The 20,449-nt window shown below is 62.1% G+C and carries 15 protein-coding genes; 10 read left to right on the plus strand and 5 right to left on the minus strand.

All coding sequences use genetic code 11. The features are described from left to right. Positions 1-124 precede the first annotated feature (124 nt). Together GOB90_RS05095 and GOB90_RS05100 are read left to right on the plus strand one after the other, a co-directional pair. Positions 125-1,024, plus strand: a complete 900-nt coding sequence (locus GOB90_RS05095) for a 50S ribosomal protein L11 methyltransferase (protein WP_146886707.1) — start codon at positions 125-127, stop codon at positions 1,022-1,024. A 502-nt stretch (positions 1,025-1,526) separates the two neighbouring features. Further along, the gene (locus GOB90_RS05100; protein ID WP_146886709.1) at positions 1,527-2,057 is read left to right on the plus strand and encodes a GNAT family N-acetyltransferase; all 531 of its coding nucleotides are present in this window, start codon (positions 1,527-1,529) and stop codon (positions 2,055-2,057) included. A 389-nt stretch (positions 2,058-2,446) separates the two neighbouring features. Here GOB90_RS05100 and GOB90_RS05105 read toward each other — a convergent pair whose 3' ends face one another. The 3 genes from GOB90_RS05105 to GOB90_RS05115 all read right to left on the minus strand — a co-directional run bounded on the left by GOB90_RS05105 (position 2,447) and on the right by GOB90_RS05115 (position 6,268). Then, positions 2,447-4,237 carry an ABC transporter ATP-binding protein gene (locus tag GOB90_RS05105; protein ID WP_173571932.1) on the minus strand — a complete coding sequence of 597 codons (1,791 nt, stop codon included), beginning with the start codon at positions 4,235-4,237 and terminating at the stop codon, positions 2,447-2,449. 181 nt (positions 4,238-4,418) lie between these two features. Next, complete coding sequence (locus GOB90_RS05110; RefSeq protein ID WP_173571928.1) at positions 4,419-5,678, minus strand: CCA tRNA nucleotidyltransferase; 1,260 nt, start codon at positions 5,676-5,678, stop codon at positions 4,419-4,421. After that, the gene (locus GOB90_RS05115; RefSeq protein ID WP_261766056.1) at positions 5,675-6,268 is read right to left on the minus strand and encodes a DUF1285 domain-containing protein; all 594 of its coding nucleotides are present in this window, start codon (positions 6,266-6,268) and stop codon (positions 5,675-5,677) included. Before GOB90_RS05115 ends, GOB90_RS05110 begins: the two co-directional genes overlap by 4 nt. 163 nt (positions 6,269-6,431) lie before the next feature. Between GOB90_RS05115 and GOB90_RS05120 the strand changes: the two genes are divergently transcribed. Genes GOB90_RS05120 through GOB90_RS05135 form a run of 4 tightly spaced genes read left to right on the plus strand, consistent with a single transcriptional unit; the run spans position 6,432 to position 13,647 of the window. Then, positions 6,432-7,463 carry an AAA family ATPase gene (locus GOB90_RS05120; RefSeq protein ID WP_408740443.1) on the plus strand — a complete coding sequence of 344 codons (1,032 nt, stop codon included), beginning with the start codon at positions 6,432-6,434 and terminating at the stop codon, positions 7,461-7,463. Positions 7,464-7,465: 2 nt separating this feature from the next. Next, positions 7,466-8,497, plus strand: a complete 1,032-nt coding sequence (locus tag GOB90_RS05125; RefSeq protein WP_242011806.1) for a DUF58 domain-containing protein — start codon at positions 7,466-7,468, stop codon at positions 8,495-8,497. Position 8,498: 1 nt separating this feature from the next. After that, positions 8,499-11,438 carry a DUF4159 domain-containing protein gene (locus GOB90_RS05130; protein ID WP_146890479.1) on the plus strand — a complete coding sequence of 980 codons (2,940 nt, stop codon included), beginning with the start codon at positions 8,499-8,501 and terminating at the stop codon, positions 11,436-11,438. A gap of 7 nt (positions 11,439-11,445) precedes the next feature. Further along, entirely contained in the window at positions 11,446-13,647 is a 2,202-nt protein-coding gene (locus GOB90_RS05135) for a VWA domain-containing protein (protein WP_146890482.1), read from the plus strand. Positions 13,648-13,802: 155 nt separating this feature from the next. Here the strand turns inward: GOB90_RS05135 and GOB90_RS05140 are convergent, their stop codons facing one another. Then, entirely contained in the window at positions 13,803-15,236 is a 1,434-nt protein-coding gene (locus tag GOB90_RS05140) for an MFS transporter (RefSeq protein ID WP_146890485.1), read from the minus strand. A 293-nt stretch (positions 15,237-15,529) separates the two neighbouring features. Between GOB90_RS05140 and GOB90_RS05145 the strand changes: the two genes are divergently transcribed. From GOB90_RS05145 to GOB90_RS05155, 3 genes are all read left to right on the plus strand, one after another. Beyond that, positions 15,530-15,835, plus strand: coding sequence for a CsbD family protein (locus GOB90_RS05145; protein ID WP_146890488.1), 306 nt, complete (start codon positions 15,530-15,532; stop codon positions 15,833-15,835). Positions 15,836-16,157: 322 nt separating this feature from the next. Further along, the gene (locus GOB90_RS05150) at positions 16,158-16,793 is read left to right on the plus strand and encodes a ribonuclease HII (protein WP_146890491.1); all 636 of its coding nucleotides are present in this window, start codon (positions 16,158-16,160) and stop codon (positions 16,791-16,793) included. Next, positions 16,790-17,929 (plus strand): site-specific DNA-methyltransferase, encoded by a 1,140-nt coding sequence (locus GOB90_RS05155; protein ID WP_146890494.1) that lies wholly within the window; start codon positions 16,790-16,792, stop codon positions 17,927-17,929. Before GOB90_RS05150 ends, GOB90_RS05155 begins: the two co-directional genes overlap by 4 nt. Before the next feature lie 104 nt (positions 17,930-18,033). Here GOB90_RS05155 and GOB90_RS05160 read toward each other — a convergent pair whose 3' ends face one another. Further along, positions 18,034-18,666, minus strand: coding sequence for an ankyrin repeat domain-containing protein (locus GOB90_RS05160; protein WP_242011807.1), 633 nt, complete (start codon positions 18,664-18,666; stop codon positions 18,034-18,036). 528 nt (positions 18,667-19,194) lie between these two features. Here GOB90_RS05160 and GOB90_RS05165 point away from each other — a divergent pair. Continuing rightward, positions 19,195-20,448 (plus strand): MdtA/MuxA family multidrug efflux RND transporter periplasmic adaptor subunit, encoded by a 1,254-nt coding sequence (locus tag GOB90_RS05165; protein ID WP_146890497.1) that lies wholly within the window; start codon positions 19,195-19,197, stop codon positions 20,446-20,448. Position 20,449: the final 1 nt, after the last annotated feature.

Raw genomic sequence — 20,449 nt, forward strand, 5'->3', positions numbered from 1 at the left:
TTTCGCCGTGCTCCGGGCAGGCATTTCCGCCCTCTGGGTTTGAGAGGCAAGCTCTGATATTCAGCGGGCTTTCGTGGCCGGCTCTCCCGGCTGCCGCCTTACTGCCCTTCGGGAGGAGTGCCAGATGACCGCTTCACGCCGCAGACATGCGACCGGACTTGAGACCATTTCCGTCACGGTGCCGGAGGCCGGGGTTGAAGCGTATGAGAATGCGATCGGTCTGGTCTGCACGACGGTTGGAATTTTCGAGTTCGATGAGGAAGAGAAGCTCTGGCGCGTGGAAGGTGTCAGGGATGCGGGCCACAGAGAGGATGAACTGGTGGCGGCGCTGGCGATTGCCGCGCTGACCAGCGGTATTTCGGCTGAACCTGAGCGCTCGGAGACGGAATCCGAGGGCTGGCTGGCGCGGACGTATGAGTCGTTTCCGGAGCAGAATGTCGGGCGGCGGTTTACGGTTCGGGGATCTCATCTGGATGAGCCGGGACCGACGAACCGGATCACCATCACGCTTGATGCCGGTATGGCGTTCGGCTCCGGCGAACATGGTTCGACGCGGGGATGTCTGCGGGCGCTTGAGAAGATTGCTTACAGAAATCCTCAGCGCATTCTCGATCTGGGATGCGGGTCCGGCATTCTGGCGATGGCGGCGGCGGCGCTGTTTCACCGGCATGTGCTGGCGACGGATATTGATCCGTGGTCGGTGCGGATCACGGAGGCGAATGCGGCGCGAAACGGGTTGTCGCGGCTGGTTGAGGCGCGGCTGGGTAACGGGTGGTCGACTCCTCAGATCCGGCGGGAGGCGCCGTATGATCTGGTGTTTGCCAATATTCTGGCGCGTCCGTTGTGTCTGATGGCGACGGATCTGGCGGCGAATCTGATGCCGGGCGGCACGGCGATTCTGGCCGGGCTGCTGAACACGCAGGCACGGATGGTGCTGGCGGCGCATCGGCGGTGCGGGCTGGTGCTGGAGACGCATCTGCGTGAGGGGGACTGGGGGACGCTGATCGTTCGCAAGCCGTTTTAAGGGCGCTGGTCTGTTTTGGCGGGGAGGCTGGTTTCGGGTTCTTCAGGGAAAGGGGCCGTTATCTGGTCCCGATTCATTTTTTTCGGATGCCTGCCGCCATCTCCGCTTCGTGAACGCCATGCGTCAACATCGCCCCTGATCGCGTCAAACGATCGTTCGTTCTTTATATTTGAAAGAACGGCAGCAGACGGCGCGAACCGCTCCGTCGGACCCGGAAACCGTTTAACGGCGCGCCGGGCCACATCCTGCCCGGGCAGGAACATATAATGGGCCTCAGCCGAATTTCCCGGGAATCATCTCGCTTTTACTGAATGATATGCTTTTACGTCCTGCGCCGTGCTTCACAAACGGCCTCCCTCCCGGCCTGTCTTCCGTCACCATACCGCCCCTTCCCGGACCCAACGATCGGGTAAGCCTTGTCAGCATCTGCTTTCGTGAGAATAAGGTCATCGACCTGATCGTTTGGCGGGGCTGCAATCGTTTTTATTGATGGAGGTCTGACATGGGGTTCGTGATTAAGCCGGCGGAAGAATGGGATGTGCCGGCGATCCTTGCGATCACCAATCAGGCCATCCGGGAGACGACGGCGCTGTGGGTTTCGGCTCCTTATACCTATGAGGAGCGGCTGGCCTGGTTCCGGCAGCGGCGGGATGAAGGGTTTCCGGTTCTGGTGGCGCATGAAGCGGGGCAGGTTCTGGGGTTCGGGTCTTACGGGCATTTCCGGGTTTATGAGGGGTATTCGCAGACTGTCGAACATTCTGTGTATGTCGATGCGGATTCCAGGAAACGGGGTGTCGGACGGGCGTTGCTGGAGGCGCTGGCTGATACGGCGGCGCGGCAGGGGCTGCACGTTATGATCGGAGCGATTACGGCGGACAATGCGGCGTCGGTCGGGCTGCATGAGCAATGTGGGTTTGTGCGGGGCGGGGTTCTGCCTGAGGTGGGACGGAAATTCGGAAACTGGCTCGATCTTTTGTTTATGTACAAGTTGTTATCCATGAATCCTGATATTGAATCTGAACAGATTGTGTGACTGAAACGGGAACCGCCGGGGCTTCTGGCACGCTGTAACAGCGGATTTGAAACGACAGGACCTGTGAAATGGCCGGTAATTTTGAAACATTCCGCAAAACCTGACAGCGGACGTGCCACCGCCTGGAACGGATCTGGCGCTGTCGGCCATCTGATGGGCGGGGCATGGCGATCCGGAACGGGCGCATGAATGTGTTCAGGCGGACGAGGGCAATCCGGATTGCGATATTGTTCATGCCTGGCCGCATCGGCGGGAGTGCGATCTCAGTAACGCGCGCTACTGGTACCGGCGGGCCGGGTGGCCGGTTTCCTCGCGGTCGGTGGATGCGGAGTGGGAGGTGATTGTGCGGTTTCTGCTGAACCGGGAGGCGTGACGGAAGCCGGGTAAAATTATTTGGCCAGACCCTGACCGCGGACGAGGCGGGCGTAGAGGCCGTCCTGGGCGATGAGTTCGCTGTGGGTACCACATTCGATAGCCTGCCCTTCGTCCATCGCCACCACGACGTCGGCGGAGCGAACTGTAGAGAGGCGGTGTGCCACGACGATGGTGGTGCGGCCGGTACGTATCCGGGCCAGGGCGTCCTGGACCTGCGCTTCGTTTTCACTGTCGAGGGCGCTGGTCGCTTCGTCGAGCAGGAGCAGGCGCGGGTCGCGCAGGAGGGCGCGGGCCAGGGCGATCCGCTGACGCTGGCCGCCGGAGAGGCGACCGCCGCCCGGTCCGACGCGGGTATCGAAGCCGTTCGGAAGGGCCTCGATGAAGGGACGGGCGGCTGCGAGACGGGCGGCTTCCCTCATCTCTTCATCGGACGCAGAGGGACGCCCCATCAGGATATTATCGCGCACGGAAACGTCGAAGAGCAGCGTGTCCTGACTGACATAGGCGATGGCATCCCGCAGGGCGTCGAGGCGCACGTCTCTCAGATCGGCGCCGTCGAGCGTGATTGAGCCGGCCGAGATATCGTGGAGTCTGGGGATCAGGGACAGGGCTGTGGATTTACCGGCTCCGGACGGCCCGACGAGTGCGACGGTCATGCCGGGACGAGCGTCGAAGGAGAGGCTTCTCAGGCCCATGCGACCATCCGGGTAACGGAACGAGACATTCCGGAAGCACAGATGACCGCGTCCGGGCGGGAGGGCGCTGGCGTTCGGACATTCCTGTACGGCTGGTTTTTCGTCGATGACAGTGAAGATGCGGGCGAGGCCGGCGAGGCCTTCCTGCAGGGCGGCGTTGAGGGCGCCCAGGGCGCGGAGCGGACGGGCGGCGAGCAGGAGGGCGGCGACGAAACCGGAAAAGTCCCCGAGCGTGGCGCCGCCCATGGCAGCGCGCCAGCCGGCGAAACCGAGCACGGCGGCGACGGCTGAGCCGCCGAGGGCTTCGAGCAGCGGATCGACGCGAGCGCGACCGTTGGTGATTCTGACGAAGGCTTCATGCAGGAGGTCGAACGAGCGATCGGCCCGGGCCTGCTCGCGGTCTTCCAGGCGGTAGACGCGGACGGTGCGGGCCTGGGAGAAGGTTTCGGTCAGAAGGGCGGCGGTTTCGCCGATCTGTTCCTGCACGTTGCCGGAGGCGCGGCGGACGCGTTTGCCGAGTTTCTGGATGGGCACGGCGGCGATGGGATAAAGCAGCGCGGCGATCAGGCTGAGTTCCCAGTCCATGTAGAACATCGCGGCGATCAGGCCGACGACAGTGACGACATCGCCGAGAGAATTGACGGCGCGGACCATGGCTTCGCGGATGGAGACGGCGTCGGTGGTGAAGCGGGCGGCGATGGAGGCCGGGGCTTCCCGCTCGATACGGGCGACGTCCGTGACCATGAGGTGCCGGAACATCGAACCCTGGAGACCCCGGATCACGACGAGCACCAGTCCCTGGGTTGCCAGAGTCTGGCCGTACTGGGCGGCAGATTTGGCCAGGGTGATGGCGACAACGAGCAACGGAACCTGGTAGAGGATACGCTCGTCGTGAGTGGAGAACATGTCGAGGGCGCGCTGGATGACCAGTGGGTAGAGCGCGGTAAGTCCGGCGGTGAGCACGGTCAGTCCGATCACCGAAGCGATGCGGCTGCGATGACACTTCACCTGCTCGCGCCAGAGTCTGGCGAGGAGAGTTCTGCTGTCGTCGGGGAGCAGGGCGCGTTTCTGACGTGTGGCTGGCGGCGGGACAGGCGGAACGACGTTCATGAGCGTCCTCTACCAGCGCCGCCGGTTAGCGCAAAGATGGCGGACAAAACGGAATTACGGGGCGCGGGAGGTGATCGGAGAGTGCAGCAGAGGACGGGGAGCTGATATCTGGTGTATTATTTTTTAATTATCCTTTACAATCAGAAGATTATTATAATCTAATGATTTTTAGGTTCAGGTATTATTTTATCTGACTGATGAGTGATCGCGCAGAGGCGAGACAGGCTTCTTTTCCATCGCGGCATCCGGCTTCCCGCCAGTGTTGCCGAATTCCGGCAAGAACTTCGCCAACGCGCGGGCCGGCCGGAATACCGAGCGCGACGAGATCGCGCCCGGCCAGAGGAAACACCGGCACCGGATCAGTGGTCAGGTGGTGTCGCAGGGTGTTCCAGTCCGGATTTTCCGATTCATGAGCGTTGCGCTGTGCGGCTTCTGCCTGGGCGAGCCAGGCGCGTCCGGTGAGGACGGTGCGAGGGGTGTCGGCCAGCAGACGGGCGACCCCGGCCTCGTCGGTGGCGAGCTGTGGCGTGGGCGCAGGTTCTCCGCAAAGGCTGACGACTTCGCAGGCGTCGGCGCGGGAGAGGCGGAGACGTTTCACGCATTGCCTGATGAGATCCGGGGAGGAAGCGGCACCTTTGAGCAGGGCGGCGAGACGGAGTCGCGCGTCGGGCGGCGCTCCGCAGGCAATCAGCGAGGCAAGAAGGCCGATGGCGGCATTTCGATGTGACCCGAGTTCCGGAAGACATGGGTTCATCACGCCGGTTTCAGACATCAGCGCGAGCATTTCGGGCGCATGGGGGCCGGTCAGGATACGTCTGAGCTCGGACCAGACACGTTCGACGGACAGAGTCTGAACGAGCACGGCGCTTTCTGACAGTGCTGACAGGATGTGCCGATCGGGCGGCATGTCCCCGAAACGGCCCTGAAAACGGAAGAAACGGAGGATACGGAGGGCATCTTCGCCGATGCGCTCGCGGGCATTGCCGACAAACCGGACGCGGGCGGCGTGGAGATCGGCCAGGCCACCAAAATAGTCATAGACGCGGCCATCGCGGTCACAGGACATGGCGTTGATGGTGAAGTCGCGGCGGGCGGCGTCTTCCCGCCAGTCCTGTGTCCAGGCAACTTCGGCATGACGTCCGTCGGTTCGTTCGTCGCGTCTGAGAGTGGTGATTTCGAATCCCGCCCCGTCGATCACGGCGGTGACGGTGCCGTGAGAGAGGCCTGTGGGAATGGTTTTGATTCCGGTGGCGGTCAGTCTGTCCGTAACCTGTCCGGGAGGCTCGGGCGTGCCGAAATCGAAGTCCGCGACATCTTTTTCGAGCAGCAGGTCACGGACGGCGCCGCCGACCAGGCGGGAGTCGGGCAGGACGGACCAGATTTTTTGCAGGCTCTGCCATGCGCGCAGTGTGTCGAGCGGGAGTCGTCGCTCTGTGATCACGGGGTGTCGTCGTCGCAGTCGGGAATATTTGCATCCGGGCAGCCACGGGGTGCTCTGGCGAGCGGGAAAAACACGCCGCCGCTCCAGACGCCGAGGCAGGGCTGGCCGCAATAGCATCCGGGTTCGGCCAGGGCAGCGAGTTCGTACCAGACCGGGCGGGAGATCCGGGCTTCGACGGGAAGTGGACCTTCGCCGGCGCGGACAGTGAGATAGGGCGGTGTGGCGCTGTCACAGGCATCGAGCGGGACGTCCCACTGTGTGCGGAGCGGGTATTCGGGGCCGGCGGTGATGACGGCATCGACGTTGGTCCGGAAGCAGAGGGTCTGTTCGCGACCGGTGCCGCGCCAGTTCAGTTCGGTGACGACGAAGGGGGCGTCCTCGACTTCGATCGTACCTTCCTCGACGGGGGTCCGGAGCCAGAAAATGCCGTCCGCGGCGCGGCGGAGGGCGGAGGCGAACAGGCAGACCATCGGTTTTCGGCGGATAACACTGCCCTTATAGAGCCAGGAGCCATCTTTTCGGATGAGGAAAGGCAGCTTACCGCACTGATGTGGCTGCTTTTTTGTGCCTTCGGCGTGAAGTTTTGCGATGAGGCCGGACCCGAAACCGGCTGGAAAACTGTCTGGCGTCACGATCGGTTAACTCACATCTGTTTGCCTTGGCGCCATACGGATATAGGGTTGCCCCCCGGCTTGATGTAAGCCCCGGACATGTCAGACTGGACCCATGACGCCAGAAATAATGCCGATTCAGATGATCTCTTTCGCGCCGGACACAGGTTCCGGCTCCTCCGGTCTCTCTCCTGAAGCAGCCACGGCCGCGCAGCGGGCGGATCTTGTTACGGCACAGCTCCAGGCTGTCCGGCAGGAAATCGGCCAGGTTGTGTTCGGGCAACACGATGTCGTGGAGCAGGCCCTGGTGAGCATTCTGGCCGGTGGTCATGCGCTGCTGGTGGGGGCTCCGGGGCTTGGTAAGACGTTGCTGGTGTCCACGCTTGGCACGGTTCTGGGACTGGATGCGCGGCGGGTGCAGTTTACGCCGGATCTGATGCCGTCGGATATTACCGGCAGTGAGATCCTCGATGAGGATGCGGGCGGGCACCGGAGCTTTCGTTTTGTGCCGGGTCCGGTCTTCTGTCAGCTTCTGATGGCCGATGAGATCAACCGCGCCAGCCCGCGCACGCAGTCCGCGCTGCTTCAGGCGATGCAGGAGCATCGGGTGACGATTGCGGGCACGGAATATGCGCTGCCGCGTCCGTTCCACGTTCTGGCGACACAGAATCCGATCGATCAGGAAGGCACGTATCCGCTGCCCGAGGCGCAGCTTGACCGGTTCATGTTGCAGATTCAGCTGACATTTCCGGATGCGTCCGATGAGCGGGAGATGCTGCTGGCGACGACGGGCGCGACTCAGGCGACGGCCCGGCAGGTGCTGACGGTGGAAGAGCTGCTGACGGCGCAGGCGATGGTGCGTCAGCTGCCGGTGGGCGACCGGATTGTGGATGCCATTCTGACGCTCGTGCGTTCGGCGCGGCCTGAGACAACGGATGTGCCTTTGGTGCGGGAAGCGATTGCATGGGGCCCCGGCCCGCGCGCGGCGCAGACGCTGATGCTGGCGACGCGGGCGCGGGCGCTGCTTGATGGCCGGCTGTCACCGGGTCTGGACGATGTGGCGGCGCTGGCGCGTCCGGTTCTGGCACATCGGATGGCGCTGAGTTTCGCGGCGCGGGCGGATTCGCTGCGGGTCGGGGATGTGATTGACGACCTCGTTGGACGTCTGGGCTGATTTTGGCTTCTGACACGCAGTTTACGGCAGGTCGGGCCGGTCTTTTTTCGCGCGTCTTCCGGGGCCTGCGAGGTGAACGGTCGTCTTCATCGTTGGGCGCCGGATTTTCGGGGACCGGTGGCGGGGCTGTGCCCGGGACGGCGGGATCGCTCGCCGGGGAGGCGGCGATGCTGGCCGCGCGGCTGCCGGGGCTGGTGGTTCATGCGGAACGGATAGCCGCGACGGTGGCGGCTGGTCAGCACGGGCGGCGGCGGGCCGGGCCGGGTGAGACCTTCTGGCAGTATCGTCCGGCCCAGCCGGGAGAGCCTGTTACCCGTATTGACTGGCGGCAGTCGGCACGGAGTCATCGGGCTTATGTGCGGGAGACGGAAGCCGAGATCGCGCAGACGGTCTATCTGTGGTGCGATCTCAGTCCGTCGATGGCGTGGTCGTCTTCTCAGGGAGGCAATCTGCCGCAGAAGCGGGATCGGGCGATCCTGCTGCTCCTGGCTCTGGCGACTTTGCTGGAAAACGGCGGGGAGCGGGTTCGGCTGCTGACGTCTGAAGGGCCGGCTGATCTGCCGCCGGGCGCGGGGCGCATTGCGACGCGGATGGCTTTGTCGCTGAGCACTCTGGCGGACCGGCCACAGCGCAGGATTCCTGCTGCGGGTGTGTTGCCCCGGTTTGCGAAGCTGGTGATTGCGGGGGATTTTCTCGGGGATGAGGCTGAACTGACACATGGGTTGCGGCATCTCGCGGCCCGGCCTGTGCCGACACAACTGTTACAGATCGTCGATCCGGCGGAACGGGATCTGCCTTATGCGGGGCGTGTGCGTTTTGTGGGGACCGAAGATGAGGGCGAGGTGATTCTGCCGCATGTGGAAGCGTTACGTCCCGATTATGGAACGATCTTTTCGGAGCGGCAGGAGCGGCTCAGGGCGATGGTGGACGGGAGCGGGCATACGCTTTTGACGCATTTTACCGATCAGTCACCGGCTATGACGCTTCTGGCGCTCAGCGGCTCGGTTTCCGGTCAGTCGGGCGGCGGCCGGTAAAATGATTTTTCACTCCCCTGCCCTGCTCGCAGCTTTTGCGCTGCTTCCGGCGATCTGGTGGCTGCTGCGAGCCAGACCGCCCGCGCCGCGCACGCAGGTTTTTCCGCCGATCGCCCTGCTGCGTCGCCTGAAGCCGGAACAGAACGATGCGTCGACCCCGCCTCTGTGGCTGCTGCTGCTGCGAATCATTGCGGTCGGGCTTCTGATTATCGGGCTGGCGGGGCCGGTATTGCCTGGTCAGCCGGTGGCGCTTCCGGGGACGGGCACGCTGCTTCTGGTGCTTGATGACGGGCTGATGTCGGCGGCGGACTGGAGTGAGCGCAACAACGCGGCGCATGCCATTCTGGATGCGGCGGCGCATGACGGTCGTCAGGTGATTTTCCTGCGCACGGCTCATTCCGACGGGTCTGACACCACGAGTGGCAGTAATGGCGCGGAGCTGAAAGCTGTTGCGCCGGAGCGGGCGACGGCTGTGCTGGATGCGACGCGGCCTGCGCCGTGGGGAGATAACCGGCTTCACGCGGCGGAGCTTCTGCGGACGCTTGCGAAGGCGGGCACGCCGGTTGGTGCTGTGCTGTATATGAGTGACGGGATTGCTTCGGGGGGAGTTGGCGGGGGACAGGCTGATGCGGCTTTTGCCGGGGCGCTCCGGTCGCTGGGGCCTGTGCAGGAAATCCGCTTTCATGCCGGGGAGCCGGTTGTGCTGGTTTCGGCACGTGGGGCCACGTCTTCCGGGGCGGCGGGCAGCGGAGCGGAGACTTCCGGTGTGATGGCGCGGCTTGTCACGGTTCCGGTGGCGACACCGCGCGGGATGCGGGTTCGGGCGCATAGTCAGGACGGCGGAACGCTGGCGCTGACGGAGGTGACGATTCCGGCCGGGGAAGAAAGCGTTGTCGTGCCTGTAACACTGCCATCCGCCATGCGTAATCGGGTTGATATGCTGTCCGTTGACGGGTTTCCGTCCGCGGCGGCGACGATGCTGCTTGATGAGGGAGACCGCCTCCGTCCGGTGGGGCTGATCTCGACGGGGGCGAGCGATACGCCGCTGGTCGGGTCTCTGTTCTATCTGCATCGGGCACTGGGACCGACGGCGGATCTGCGTGAAGGGACGGCGGCCTCCCTGCTGAGCCAGCCTCTCTCCGTGCTGGTTGCGCCGGACGGATCGCTTGCGGACGCGGACACACGGCATCGGGTCGCGGAATGGGTGCATAATGGCGGGACGCTGATTCGTTTTGCCGGGCGCACGGTGGCGGGTCATGCGGATGATGCATCGGATCAGCCGGATATGGATGCCGGTCAGACCGATGCATCGGTTACGGGAGGGCGCAATCCGGTTGAGGCATCGCTTCTTCCCGTTCCGCTGATGCCTGCGGCGCGTCAGCTTGGCGGCACGATGTCCTGGGGAAAGCCGCAGACGCTTGAACCGTTTGCCGCTGACTCTCCGTTTCATGGTCTGACGGTTCCGCAGGACGTGACGGTTTCGCGACAGGTTCTGGCGCATCCTTCGGCGGATCTTCCGGCGCATAGCTGGGCACGGCTGACTGATGGAACGCCGCTTGTGACTCATGCGGGCTATGGGAAAGGTGAGGTTGTTCTTTTCCATGTGACGCCGACGGCGGACTGGTCGAACCTGCCGTTGTCCGGTCTGTTTGTGGATATGCTCGACAGGCTGGTCGAGCACGCGGCGGGGGTTGATGCGCCTGCTGACGAGGCGGTTCTTCCACCGGTGCTGACACTTGATGGTGACGGGGCTCTGGGGGCGCCGCCGCCGTTTGCGCGGGGACTGGCGGCGAGCCGGTTCGGCACGGAGCCGCCTTCTCCCGAGCATCCGCCGGGTTTGTATGGCTCGCGGGCCAGCCGGCGGGCGCTGAATGTGGGCGACACGGTCCGGCATCTCACGGTGGCTGAGCCGGTCGGGACGGTGACGGACCCGGCAGGGCATCGGCCTGACCGGTTTCCCGGGCCTGCTTTGCTTGCGGCTGCTCTGATTCTGCTAAGTCTCGATGCCTGTTTCACGCTGCTTTTGCGGGGCCTGCCTTTTTCCTGGCGTCGGGTGGGACGGCGGAATGTGGTGTCTGTGTTTCTGATCGGCGGGACGTTGCTGGCCGTGTCCGGCTCTGTTCCTGCTCTGGCACAGGGGACCGGCGTGGTTTCGCCGCCACGCCCGGATCTGCCGGCTGGCGGGCCTCCTGCGGCCAGTCCGGGCGTGCCGGGCGCGGCTCTGGAGACGCGGCTGGCGTATGTGGTGACCGGGAACGAGGAAACAGATGCGGTCTCGCGCGAGGGGCTTCAGGGGCTCTCGGGCTATGTGAATGCCAGGACGTCCGCAGTGCTGGGTCATCCGGATGGTGTACGCCCGGGAATTGATGATCTGTCCTATTATCCCCTGCTCTACTGGCCGATTGTTCCGGGTGTACGATCGACGCCGGCGATGACCTCGGCGCTGACGTCCTTCATGGAGCATGGGGGGATGATCATTATCGATACACAGGGTGTCGACGGAACGGCCTCACGCGGAGATGACGATGCTTCAGGGAGCGCCGGAGAGGCACCGGGCAGTGCGGTGGCGCTCCGGCGGGCGACCGAGGGGCTGCCAGTCCCACCGCTGACAAAGCTCAATGATCATCATGTTCTGACGCATACATTTTATCTTCTGCATGAATTTCCGGGGCGTTATGCCGGGCTGCCGGTCTGGGTGGCGCGGGAGGGCGAGGCGGAAAACGACGATGTCAGTCCGGTGATTATCGGAGCATCGGACTGGGCCCATGCCTGGGCTGTCGATGAGAACGGGGACACACGTTTCGCGGTGATTCCGGGAGGCGACGATCAGCGGCGAATGGCTTACCGGTTTGGGGTCAATGCGGTGATTTATGCACTGACCGGCAATTATAAGGCGGATCAGGTCCACGTTCCGGCCATTCTCCGGCGTCTGGGACAATGAGGCCGGTATGATCGACACCTTTACCCGCACGATCGGTTTTGCACCGCTTTTACCGCACTGGCTGCTGGTTGCGCTGGCCGCGATCTGTGCCGCTGCCGTTGTGGCAGGCCTTGTGGCGCGGATGCGCGGGACGCTTCTCCGCGGTCTGGCGGCGGCTGTTGTGCTGTTCTGGCTGTCCGGCCCTCAGACGCTGCATGAGACGCACCGGGATCTGCCGGAGACGGCGCTGGTGATTGTCGATCAGACGGGGTCGATGTCGATCCGCGACCGGGCAGCCATTGCGCGGGCGGCGGCGCGGGTTCTGAGCGAGCGGGCGCGGGCGGGGTTGTCTCTGCGAACCGTGACGGTTCATGGCGAGCGCACCGGAGGGACGCATCTGTTCGACGCGCTTTCGCAGGCGGCGGCAGATATTCCGCCGGAGCAGTTTGCCGGGACTGTCATGATTACGGATGGCCAGACGCAGGATGTTCCGAAGGATATTCCTGACCGGCTGGCGCCGCGTGACGAGCATGGGAATGTCACGACTCTGCCTCTGCATGTGCTGCTTGCCGGGCGGGGCGAGGAAACGGACCGGCGGCTGCGGATTTTACAGGCGCCGCCTTATGCGATTGTCGGCCAGACGGCGACGCTGCGTGTTCAGGTGGATGATCTGGGGCCGGGCACGCATCCTGACACGCCGGCGACGGTCACACTGACGCAGGACGGTGGTGACAGGCTTGAGGTGCCGGTCAGAACGGGATCGCCGCAGGATATTTCGCTGCCGGTGACGCATCCGGGGGAAACGCTGGTCGGGTTGTCCGTCTCGGAGTTGCCGGGGGAAGTTTCGACCGTCAATAACCAGGATGTCGTCAGCATTAATGGGGTTCGTGACCGGTTACGGGTGCTTCTGGTGTCCGGCACGCCCAACCAGGGTGAGCGCGTGTGGCGGCGGTTACTGAAGGCTGATCCGTCGGTCGATCTGGTTCACTTCACCATTTTGCGGCCGCCCGACAAGGATGATGGCACGCCGATGTCGGATCTCGCGCTGATTGCATTTCCGGTGCAGGAGCTGTTTCAGAACAAGATCGGTCAGTTTGATCTCATCATTCTCGATGGTTTTGAAAACCGGCATATTCTGCCGCCGGTCTATCTGCGGAATATCGCGCGTTATGTGCGGCGCGGGGGCGGGCTGTTCCTGATTGCGGGACCGGAATTTACCGGGCCGAATTCCTTGCAGGATACGGTGGTGGGCGATGTTCTGCCTGCTCATGTTCCGTCTTCCGTTCCGGGTGAGCCGGCTGACAGTTCCGGGGGCATTGTGGTACGGCGATTCCGTCCGCAGCTTACGGATGAAGGGCGTCGTCATCCGGTAACGGCCGGGTTGCCCGGCGCGCCGCCGCGCTCGTCTGCCGATGCATTGGATCAGTCCACGCCGGCGCAGGAAATCTCCGGCGTGTGGGGGCCGTGGTATCGGGCATTGCGACCGGACTCGTCGCATGGCGAGACGCTGATGAGCGGACCGGACAAATCGCCGCTTCTGGTTCTCGATCATGTCGATCAGGGGCGTGTTGCGCTGCTGCTTTCGGATCAGATCTGGCTGTGGTCGCGGGGCGAGTATGGCGGAGGGCCGCAGGCTGAGTTGCTGCGCCGGATTTCGCACTGGCTGATGAAAGAGCCCGATCTTGAGGAAGAGCGGCTGGAGGCCGGGATCAGTGACGGGATGCTGACGGTTACACGTCACAGTGAAGCCGGGGGAGCGCCTCCGGCGGTGAATGTTACGATGCCGGACGGGATGAAATCCACGATTCAGCTTCATCAGGTTTCACCCGGGATTTCCCGGGGGCAGATGCCGGCGGCGCTGCCGGGGATCTGGCAGGCTGACGATGGAAGCCATCGTGCGTTTGCGGCACCGAGGCTGACCGATCCGGAAGAGTTTGCCGATCTGCGGCTTACGGCTAGCCATGTCGCGCCGGTTGTTGCGCGCACGGGGGGCGAAATCGGCTGGCTGGGTGATAATCCGGACAGGCCGGTTGTGCCGGCCATCCGGATCGGGACTGTTACGCCGGGGACGATGGACGGTGCGCCGGCGACGGGCGGGGCGCTGACGTTTCCGGCGCGTCATGCTCATGTGCTGACCGGCACGAGCGCGACGCCACTTGTGCCGGCGTGGCTGGCGCTGGTTCTGACACTGCTGGCTCTGGGGGCCGGGTGGTATCGCGAGGGGCGGTAAGACGGGCCTGAAAAATTTGTGTCAGACCTGTTCCGACGGGGCGGTTTCCGGCGGCGGCGCGGTTTTCACGTGGGAAAGGGTTTCCGAGTGGTCGCAATGTGTGTGAAAGGCGCGTCGGCTGGCTGACGGAAAGGCTTATGAAAGCTTCCGGATCGTCAGCCTGTATGCATCGGGTGCGCGTTATCGCGTGAGGTTCCCGGACTGTAGCCACTGACGGCTGCGCCTGCGTTCCTGGACAGCATGCCGGCGGCGGGTATGGCGAGCAGTGAGATGAGGCCGGTGACGAGGAACCCTGCGTCGAAATCGAAGGCTGTGACAGAGGTGTGGCCGAAGACGATCCGGGAGGTGGTGACGGCCAGCGCCGCGATACAGATTCCGGCTGACAGCATGACCTGCTGGAAGGTGGAATAGAAACTTGTTGCCGCGCTCATGCGATTTTCCGGGAGGTCTGCGTAGGCGATCGAATTATAGGCTGAGAACTGGATCGCCTGGACGGCACCGGAACAGATCAGCACGATCGTCAGCGGCCAGATCGGCCAGCCGGGACGGAAGAAGGCAATCAGCGCGAATGTGACGGCGGCGCCGGAGCCGGTCAGCATCATCAGGGTGCGGAAACCGTAACGGCGGAAGAGGCGGATCACGTACAATCGCGAGAAGATGGCTCCGATGGGGGCGGCGAAAGTCACGAGGCCACTTTGAGCCGGGTTTAATCCGAAGCCGATCTGGAGCAGCGAGGGCAGAAGGAACGGCAGGGCTCCGACGGCAATACGGCTGGCCGCGCCGCCTGTCACCGAGAGCCGGAAAGTTGGCACGGTCAGGAGGCTGAAATCGAGCAGCGGGTTGGGGTGATGTTTCATGTGACGGAAATAGGTTGCGAACAGCCCGGCACCTGCCAGCAACAATCCGGCTGAGAGCCAGTAGGGTTTTGTATTGTGGCTGATCATTTCGGCCGCGAAAGACATCAGGGCCAGTCCGCCGCCGGCCTGCAGCATACCGATACGATCGAAGTGCTTTCCGCTCGGTTCCCGGATTTGCGGGATATAGCGCCAGGTCATGAAGAGACCGAGGATGCCAACCGGGACGTTGATGTAGAATGTCCAGCGCCAGGAGAATGCGGAGGTGATGAATCCGCCGAGGACGGGGCCGAGCATCGGGCCGAGTGTGGCGGGCAGCATCATCCACATCATTGTGCCGAGAAGTTCTGATTTGGCGACGCTGCGTAGCAGGACGAGGCGCCCGACGGGAACCATCAGCGCTCCGCCGACTCCCTGGAGCATACGGCCGGCGGCCAGCATGGGCAGGCTGACAGCCTGGCCGCACAGCACGGAGCAGAAGATGAAGATCGTTATGGCGCCCAGCAAAGTCGTGCGGCTGCCGAATTCGTCGGCGACGGCGCCGGAGGCCGGGATGAAGATCGCGAGGCCGACGATGTAGGAGGTGAGCGACACGGAGGCGGCGACCGGATCGACATGCAGGGACTGCGCGATGGATGGGAGCGCCGTGGACAGAATTGTCCCGTCGAGCTGCTCCATCAGCAAAAGGCTTGAGACGGTCAGTGCTATGATCTGTGGTTGTCGGAGCAGCGGCATGACAGGTCAGAAACCTTGTTTTCGGTCCGGGCACAACGGGGGGCGGGACACATTGACGGGCCGCATTCGTCAATTTTGCGTTTTCGAAAGGACTGGCATTCGCAGGGCAACGGAAGAGTTCGCTTTGCGTTATAGACGTGACTGCGGACGCATAAATATTCGATGGATGCATGACGGTATTGTTTTACCTGGAAAAACTTGCATCCGGCGGATGTGCGGTTCCAAATGATGCGGTTGAATCTGCGCTACGGGAATTGTCTTCCGGTTGCGTCACAAAAGAAAAGGGTAACCCTATGGCCGACGATAAAATTAATCCGATCAGGGAAAAGGTCGAAGGCATCGTTGATCAGGCTAAAGGTCATGTGAAAGACGCAGCGGGCGGTCTGGCAGGTGATGCCGGTTTGCAGGCTGACGGTAAGGTTGATCAGCTTGCGGGCATGGCGCGCGAAGAGTTTGCGGATCTCTATGAGGAGGGCGAGGGCCTTATTGAGAAAAGTGTGACATTTGTTCGTGACAAGCCGCTTCTCTCGCTGGGCGTTGCCTGGTTCGTGGGCACGCTGTTCGGCTGGATTGTGATGCCGCGCCGCAACAGGGCCTGATTGCGGTCGTAAATCTGTCCGGGTTTGCGGGGCGATGTCTGAACGGCTTTCCTGAGCCGGGCGGGCGTCGCCCTTTTCTGTTTCCGGCGCATTTTTTCGTGTGATTCAAAAAAGAGGCCCACGGAGGTGTTTTCGCTTAATCGCCTGCTCTGACTCGAATCTTCGGATCGGGGCTGTCAGCTTTCCCTGGTGCATATAATTTTTTCGTAACCCCGACTCTTGCGCCCTCCCCCCATAAGATGGTTTTCCTTTCTTACGAGTCGAAGATCAAACGACTCGCTGATTCAAAGCGAGTCGTTCAAAGGACTGGAGAAAGGATCCTATGCCTGATTTCTCACTGGAAACAGAACATGGCGGTCGCGTAGCCGGGGTCGATGAGGCGGGCTGTGGCCCTCTTGCCGGCCCGGTGGTTGCGGCGGCGGTTGTGTTCGGTTCCGGTGTGCCGGCGGATCTGGCTCTGGTCATAGATGATTCCAAAGTGCTCAAAGCAGCGCGGCGTGAGGATATTGTGCGGCGCCTGCCATCGGTTCCGGGGATTGAAATCGGGATCGGAGCGGCGTCTGTCGCTGAGATTCTCACGCTGAACATCCTTCGCGCGGCCCAGCTTGCGATGCGCCGGGCTGTCGGGCGGCTGCCTGCGCCCCCTGCCCTCGCCCTTGTTGATGGCAACAGGGTGCCGGATTTTGGCGGCGTGCCGGTTCGCACGCTGGTTGGCGGCGATGCGATCAGTCTTTCCATCGCTGCGGCTTCGATTCTGGCCAAGGTGACGCGGGACCGGATCATGAAACGGCTTGATCAGCGCTGGCCCGGGTACGGATGGGCCGGAAATGCCGGATACGGCACGGCCGCGCACAGAACGGCAATCACCGTGCAGGGCTGCACACCGCATCACCGGCGTGGGTTTGGCACGGTTCGTAAACAACTCGCACTTATTCTCACTCAAGGAGACCCAGCATGAGCGGCGCCACGACCCCTATGGAACTGCCGCTTGACCAGATTTTGCGGGGTGAGTGCGTTGACGTGATGCGGATGCTGCCTTCGGCCAGCGTTGACTGCGTGTTTGCCGATCCGCCGTATAATCTTCAGTTGCGCGGAGAGCTGCGTCGGCCTGACGATACGGTTGTGGATGGTGTCGATGACGACTGGGATAAGTTTTCCGATCTCGCGGCTTACGACCGTTTTACCCGAGACTGGCTGAGCGAAGCGCGCCGGCTTCTGCGCAAGGACGGGACGATCTGGGTGATCGGCTCCTATCACAATATTTTCCGCATCGGCGCCATTTTGCAGGATCTTGGATTCTGGATACTTAATGACATTGTCTGGCGCAAATCGAACCCGATGCCGAATTTTCGCGGTCGACGTTTTACGAATGCGCATGAGACGATGATCTGGGCGGCGCGGAGTCAGGACAGCCGGTATCGGTTCAACTATCAGGCGATGAAAGCGCTGAACGATGACGTTCAGATGCGTTCGGACTGGTATCTGCCGCTCTGCACCGGAGGCGAGCGTCTGCGGAACGATCACGGGCTGAAGCTGCATCCGACCCAGAAGCCTGAAAGTCTGCTGCATCGGGTTCTGATTTCGTCCACGGCGGCGGATGATGTTGTGCTTGATCCGTTTACGGGTACGGGCACGACGGCGGCTATGGCGAAGCGTCTGCGGCGCCGGTTTATCGGGATTGAGCGGCATCCGGATTATGCCGAGGCGGCGATTGGCCGTGTTCGCCAGGAAAAAGCGCTGCCGCTTGATGCGATCACGACGACGCCGATGAAACGTGAGGCTCCTCGGGTGCCGTTTGGCAGTCTGGTTGAGCGGAATTTCATCACGGCGGGCACGATTGTCTGTGACAAAAACCAGCAGCTTTTTGCGATCGTGACACCGGACGGAACATTGAGCAGCGGGACGAAGCGCGGGTCGATTCATAAACTGGGTGCGGAACTGACCGGCGCGCCATCATGCAACGGGTGGACGTTCTGGCATCTGGAGCGCGAGGGGAAACTGATTCAGCTTGATGTCCTGCGCAGCGAGAGTCTCGCGGCGGAAGCGGCAGAACTGATCGCGCCCTCATCGGAGGTTCCGATCGCCGCGCAGTGATGCCCGGAAGGGCTTGCCGCCAGGCACGGTGGAAATAACGTGCTCACATGGAAGGGCAGAGCTGGGGCCGCTGACGTTAAGAAATTGCGAGCCCCGGCGAGAGGTCAGCTCCCGCCAAAGCCCAGAAAGCCGACGGAAGGCTGCGGACGACCGCCTGAGGCATCATAACGGGAATCGATGACCTTTTCTGCTCTGGAGGCTTTGCCTCCGACCCTCATATGGCCTGATCCGCCTGCCATATCGATGCCTGAGCTTGCGACTGCGGTCGTTGTCTCGTCACCCGAGCCTTCCAGGCTACGCATCGACAACAGGAAAAATGTAATGTCGTTGCGATTAAGGTCGATCGACATATCCAGAGGCGTCTGACCGAGAACATTGTGACCGCTCAGATCCGCGCCGCGGTTTACAGCCTCACGCGCGCCGCCGAGACTGCCGCGGTTAATCGCCTCGAACAGCGCGGCTGTGGGCTCTATATCCATATTGGAGTGGCCGCCCTCCTCATTTGTCTCCGCACCGGGAAGTGCGGCCGGAGGGGCTGCCTGTTTGGCGGCCCTGCGGTCTTCGGCCTTTTTGGCAGCTTCCGCGGCATCGGCTTCGGCTTCGGCCTGCTCGGCGTCTTCTGCCTGAGCGTGGGCGTGACGCAGCGGAACACCCTCTCCCGCTACGCCGGCGAGGCTGATGGCGAGAGACAGATGGAGGCCGAGCCGGCGCTTCAGGACTGATCTGCGATGAGACATGGTGTGACAATACTCCGTAGCAGATCATTTAATAAAATTTACAGCATTTTGCCAGATCCCTGTACAAATCTCTTTGAGAAGGCCGCTGGTTCGGCAGATGTTCGTGCGGGCGTTCACATATAATGATGCCTCAATGGCCATCCGGAGAAATGTTACTGTTTCATTACGATTTGCATGAAAAACCGTTCGGCTTTCGTTTCGCTGTAATTTAAATATTGATTTATCGAACCTGCTCCACGACTCATTCCACAGGGACTCCGCTCTGAAAAATATCCATTTATTTCAAGTGGATGACTCTTGGCTGTCACTCCTTCTGTTGCTGACCCGCACAGTTTTCATGAACGAGAAGTGCTAGTGTCGTGATTGGATTTTACTGCTATCACGAATGGGCCTGAACGCTTTTTCAGTCATTATGATTACGACGGTCATGATGGGCAGGAGGTGACTGGCAAGACTGGAATCACGCCCGCAGGTTGCAAAACCGGGTGCGGGCCCCGAAAGAATGTGGCGGACGGAAACCGGCAGGATATGGACGAACAGAATACAGTTACCTCTCCGGTCTCGGGCCAGAAAACACCTTCTCCACGCAAACGCAGACGGCTCTGGCTCATTCTGGTTGTGATTGTGCTGGTGATCGTGGCGATCGCCTATTTCTTTCACGGGGGGAGTCATAAATCCGGCAGCAAGCGGCACGGAACGACCGGGGAGAATGTGCCGCAGCCCGTTGCGGTCGAGACCGTGACGACCGGGGATATGCCGGTGGTGCTGACTGAACTCGGCACGGTGATTCCGATCACGACCGTTACGGTGATGCCGCGTGTTGATGGTTATCTGACGGATGTGAAGTTCACGGAGGGGCAGCACGTCAAAAAAGGCGATCTGCTCGCTGTGATCGATACGCGCCCTTATGACGTGGCACTGGCCCAGTATGTGGGGCAGCTGGCCCAGGACCGGGCGCAACTGGAGAAAGCGCGGGTTGATAACGCACGTTATCAGAAGCTCATCAGGCAGGACAGCGTGGCCGCGATGACCGCGCGGGATCAGGAGTTCACGGTCGAGCAGCTTGAGGGAACGGTGAAAGTCGATCAGGCTCTGGTCGACAATGAGAAGCTCCAGCTTGTCTATTGCCATATTCTCGCGCCGGTTGACGGGCGCGTTGGCATTCGCGTGGTTGACCGTGGCAATTACGTTACGGCGGGCCAGTCGGGCGGGCTGGTCATTCTGACGCAGATGCAGCCGATTTCGGTTATTTTTACACTTCCACAGGACCAGCTTTCTGAAGTTGCGGACCGTCTTCGTTCCGCCGGTTCGCTGCCGGTTGATGCTTGGAACAGTTCCAACACCCAGAAGATTGCGACGGGCCAGGTCAGCACGCTGGACAGTCAGATTGACACCTCCACGGGCACGGTGCGTCTGCGTGCGATCTTCACCAATGAGGACGAGCACCTGTTTCCGAACCAGTTCGTTAACGCCCGTCTTCTGGTAAATACGCTGCATAATGCGATTATTGTGCCGAGCAACGCCTTACAGACCGGGCCGAACGGGCAGTTCGTCTATGTTGTGAAAAGTGACAGCACGGTTGATGTGCGCATCGTCAAACCGGGCATTACGGACGGGACACGGACGGTGGTTGCGACTGGCCTTGCGGCCGGGGACAGAGTGGTCACGGACGGGACGGATCATCTGCGCGCGGGCGCGAAGGTTACGATACCGGCGGACAAGCCTTCGACAGATACTGATACGGCGCAGCCGGCTCAGTCTCATCACCGTCATTCGAACTGAC

This window comes from Acetobacter oeni (genome assembly GCF_011516825.1).
Taxonomy (GTDB): domain Bacteria; phylum Pseudomonadota; class Alphaproteobacteria; order Acetobacterales; family Acetobacteraceae; genus Acetobacter; species Acetobacter oeni.

Excerpts from the sequence above, each read along its gene's own strand:
- GOB90_RS05095 (WP_146886707.1), top strand. The coding sequence starts at position 125 with ATGACCGCTTCACGCCGCAGACATGCGACCGGACTTGAGACCATTTCC.
- GOB90_RS05100 (WP_146886709.1), top strand. The coding sequence starts at position 1,527 with ATGGGGTTCGTGATTAAGCCGGCGGAAGAATGGGATGTGCCGGCGATC.
- GOB90_RS05105 (WP_173571932.1), bottom strand. The coding sequence starts at position 4,237 with ATGAACGTCGTTCCGCCTGTCCCGCCGCCAGCCACACGTCAGAAACGC.
- GOB90_RS05120 (WP_408740443.1), top strand. The coding sequence starts at position 6,432 with ATGATCTCTTTCGCGCCGGACACAGGTTCCGGCTCCTCCGGTCTCTCT.
- GOB90_RS05130 (WP_146890479.1), top strand. The coding sequence starts at position 8,499 with ATGATTTTTCACTCCCCTGCCCTGCTCGCAGCTTTTGCGCTGCTTCCG.
- GOB90_RS05135 (WP_146890482.1), top strand. The coding sequence starts at position 11,446 with ATGATCGACACCTTTACCCGCACGATCGGTTTTGCACCGCTTTTACCG.
- GOB90_RS05140 (WP_146890485.1), bottom strand. The coding sequence starts at position 15,236 with ATGCCGCTGCTCCGACAACCACAGATCATAGCACTGACCGTCTCAAGC.
- GOB90_RS05145 (WP_146890488.1), top strand. The coding sequence starts at position 15,530 with ATGGCCGACGATAAAATTAATCCGATCAGGGAAAAGGTCGAAGGCATC.
- GOB90_RS05150 (WP_146890491.1), top strand. The coding sequence starts at position 16,158 with ATGCCTGATTTCTCACTGGAAACAGAACATGGCGGTCGCGTAGCCGGG.
- GOB90_RS05155 (WP_146890494.1), top strand. The coding sequence starts at position 16,790 with ATGAGCGGCGCCACGACCCCTATGGAACTGCCGCTTGACCAGATTTTG.
- GOB90_RS05160 (WP_242011807.1), bottom strand. The coding sequence starts at position 18,666 with ATGTCTCATCGCAGATCAGTCCTGAAGCGCCGGCTCGGCCTCCATCTG.
- GOB90_RS05165 (WP_146890497.1), top strand. The coding sequence starts at position 19,195 with ATGGACGAACAGAATACAGTTACCTCTCCGGTCTCGGGCCAGAAAACA.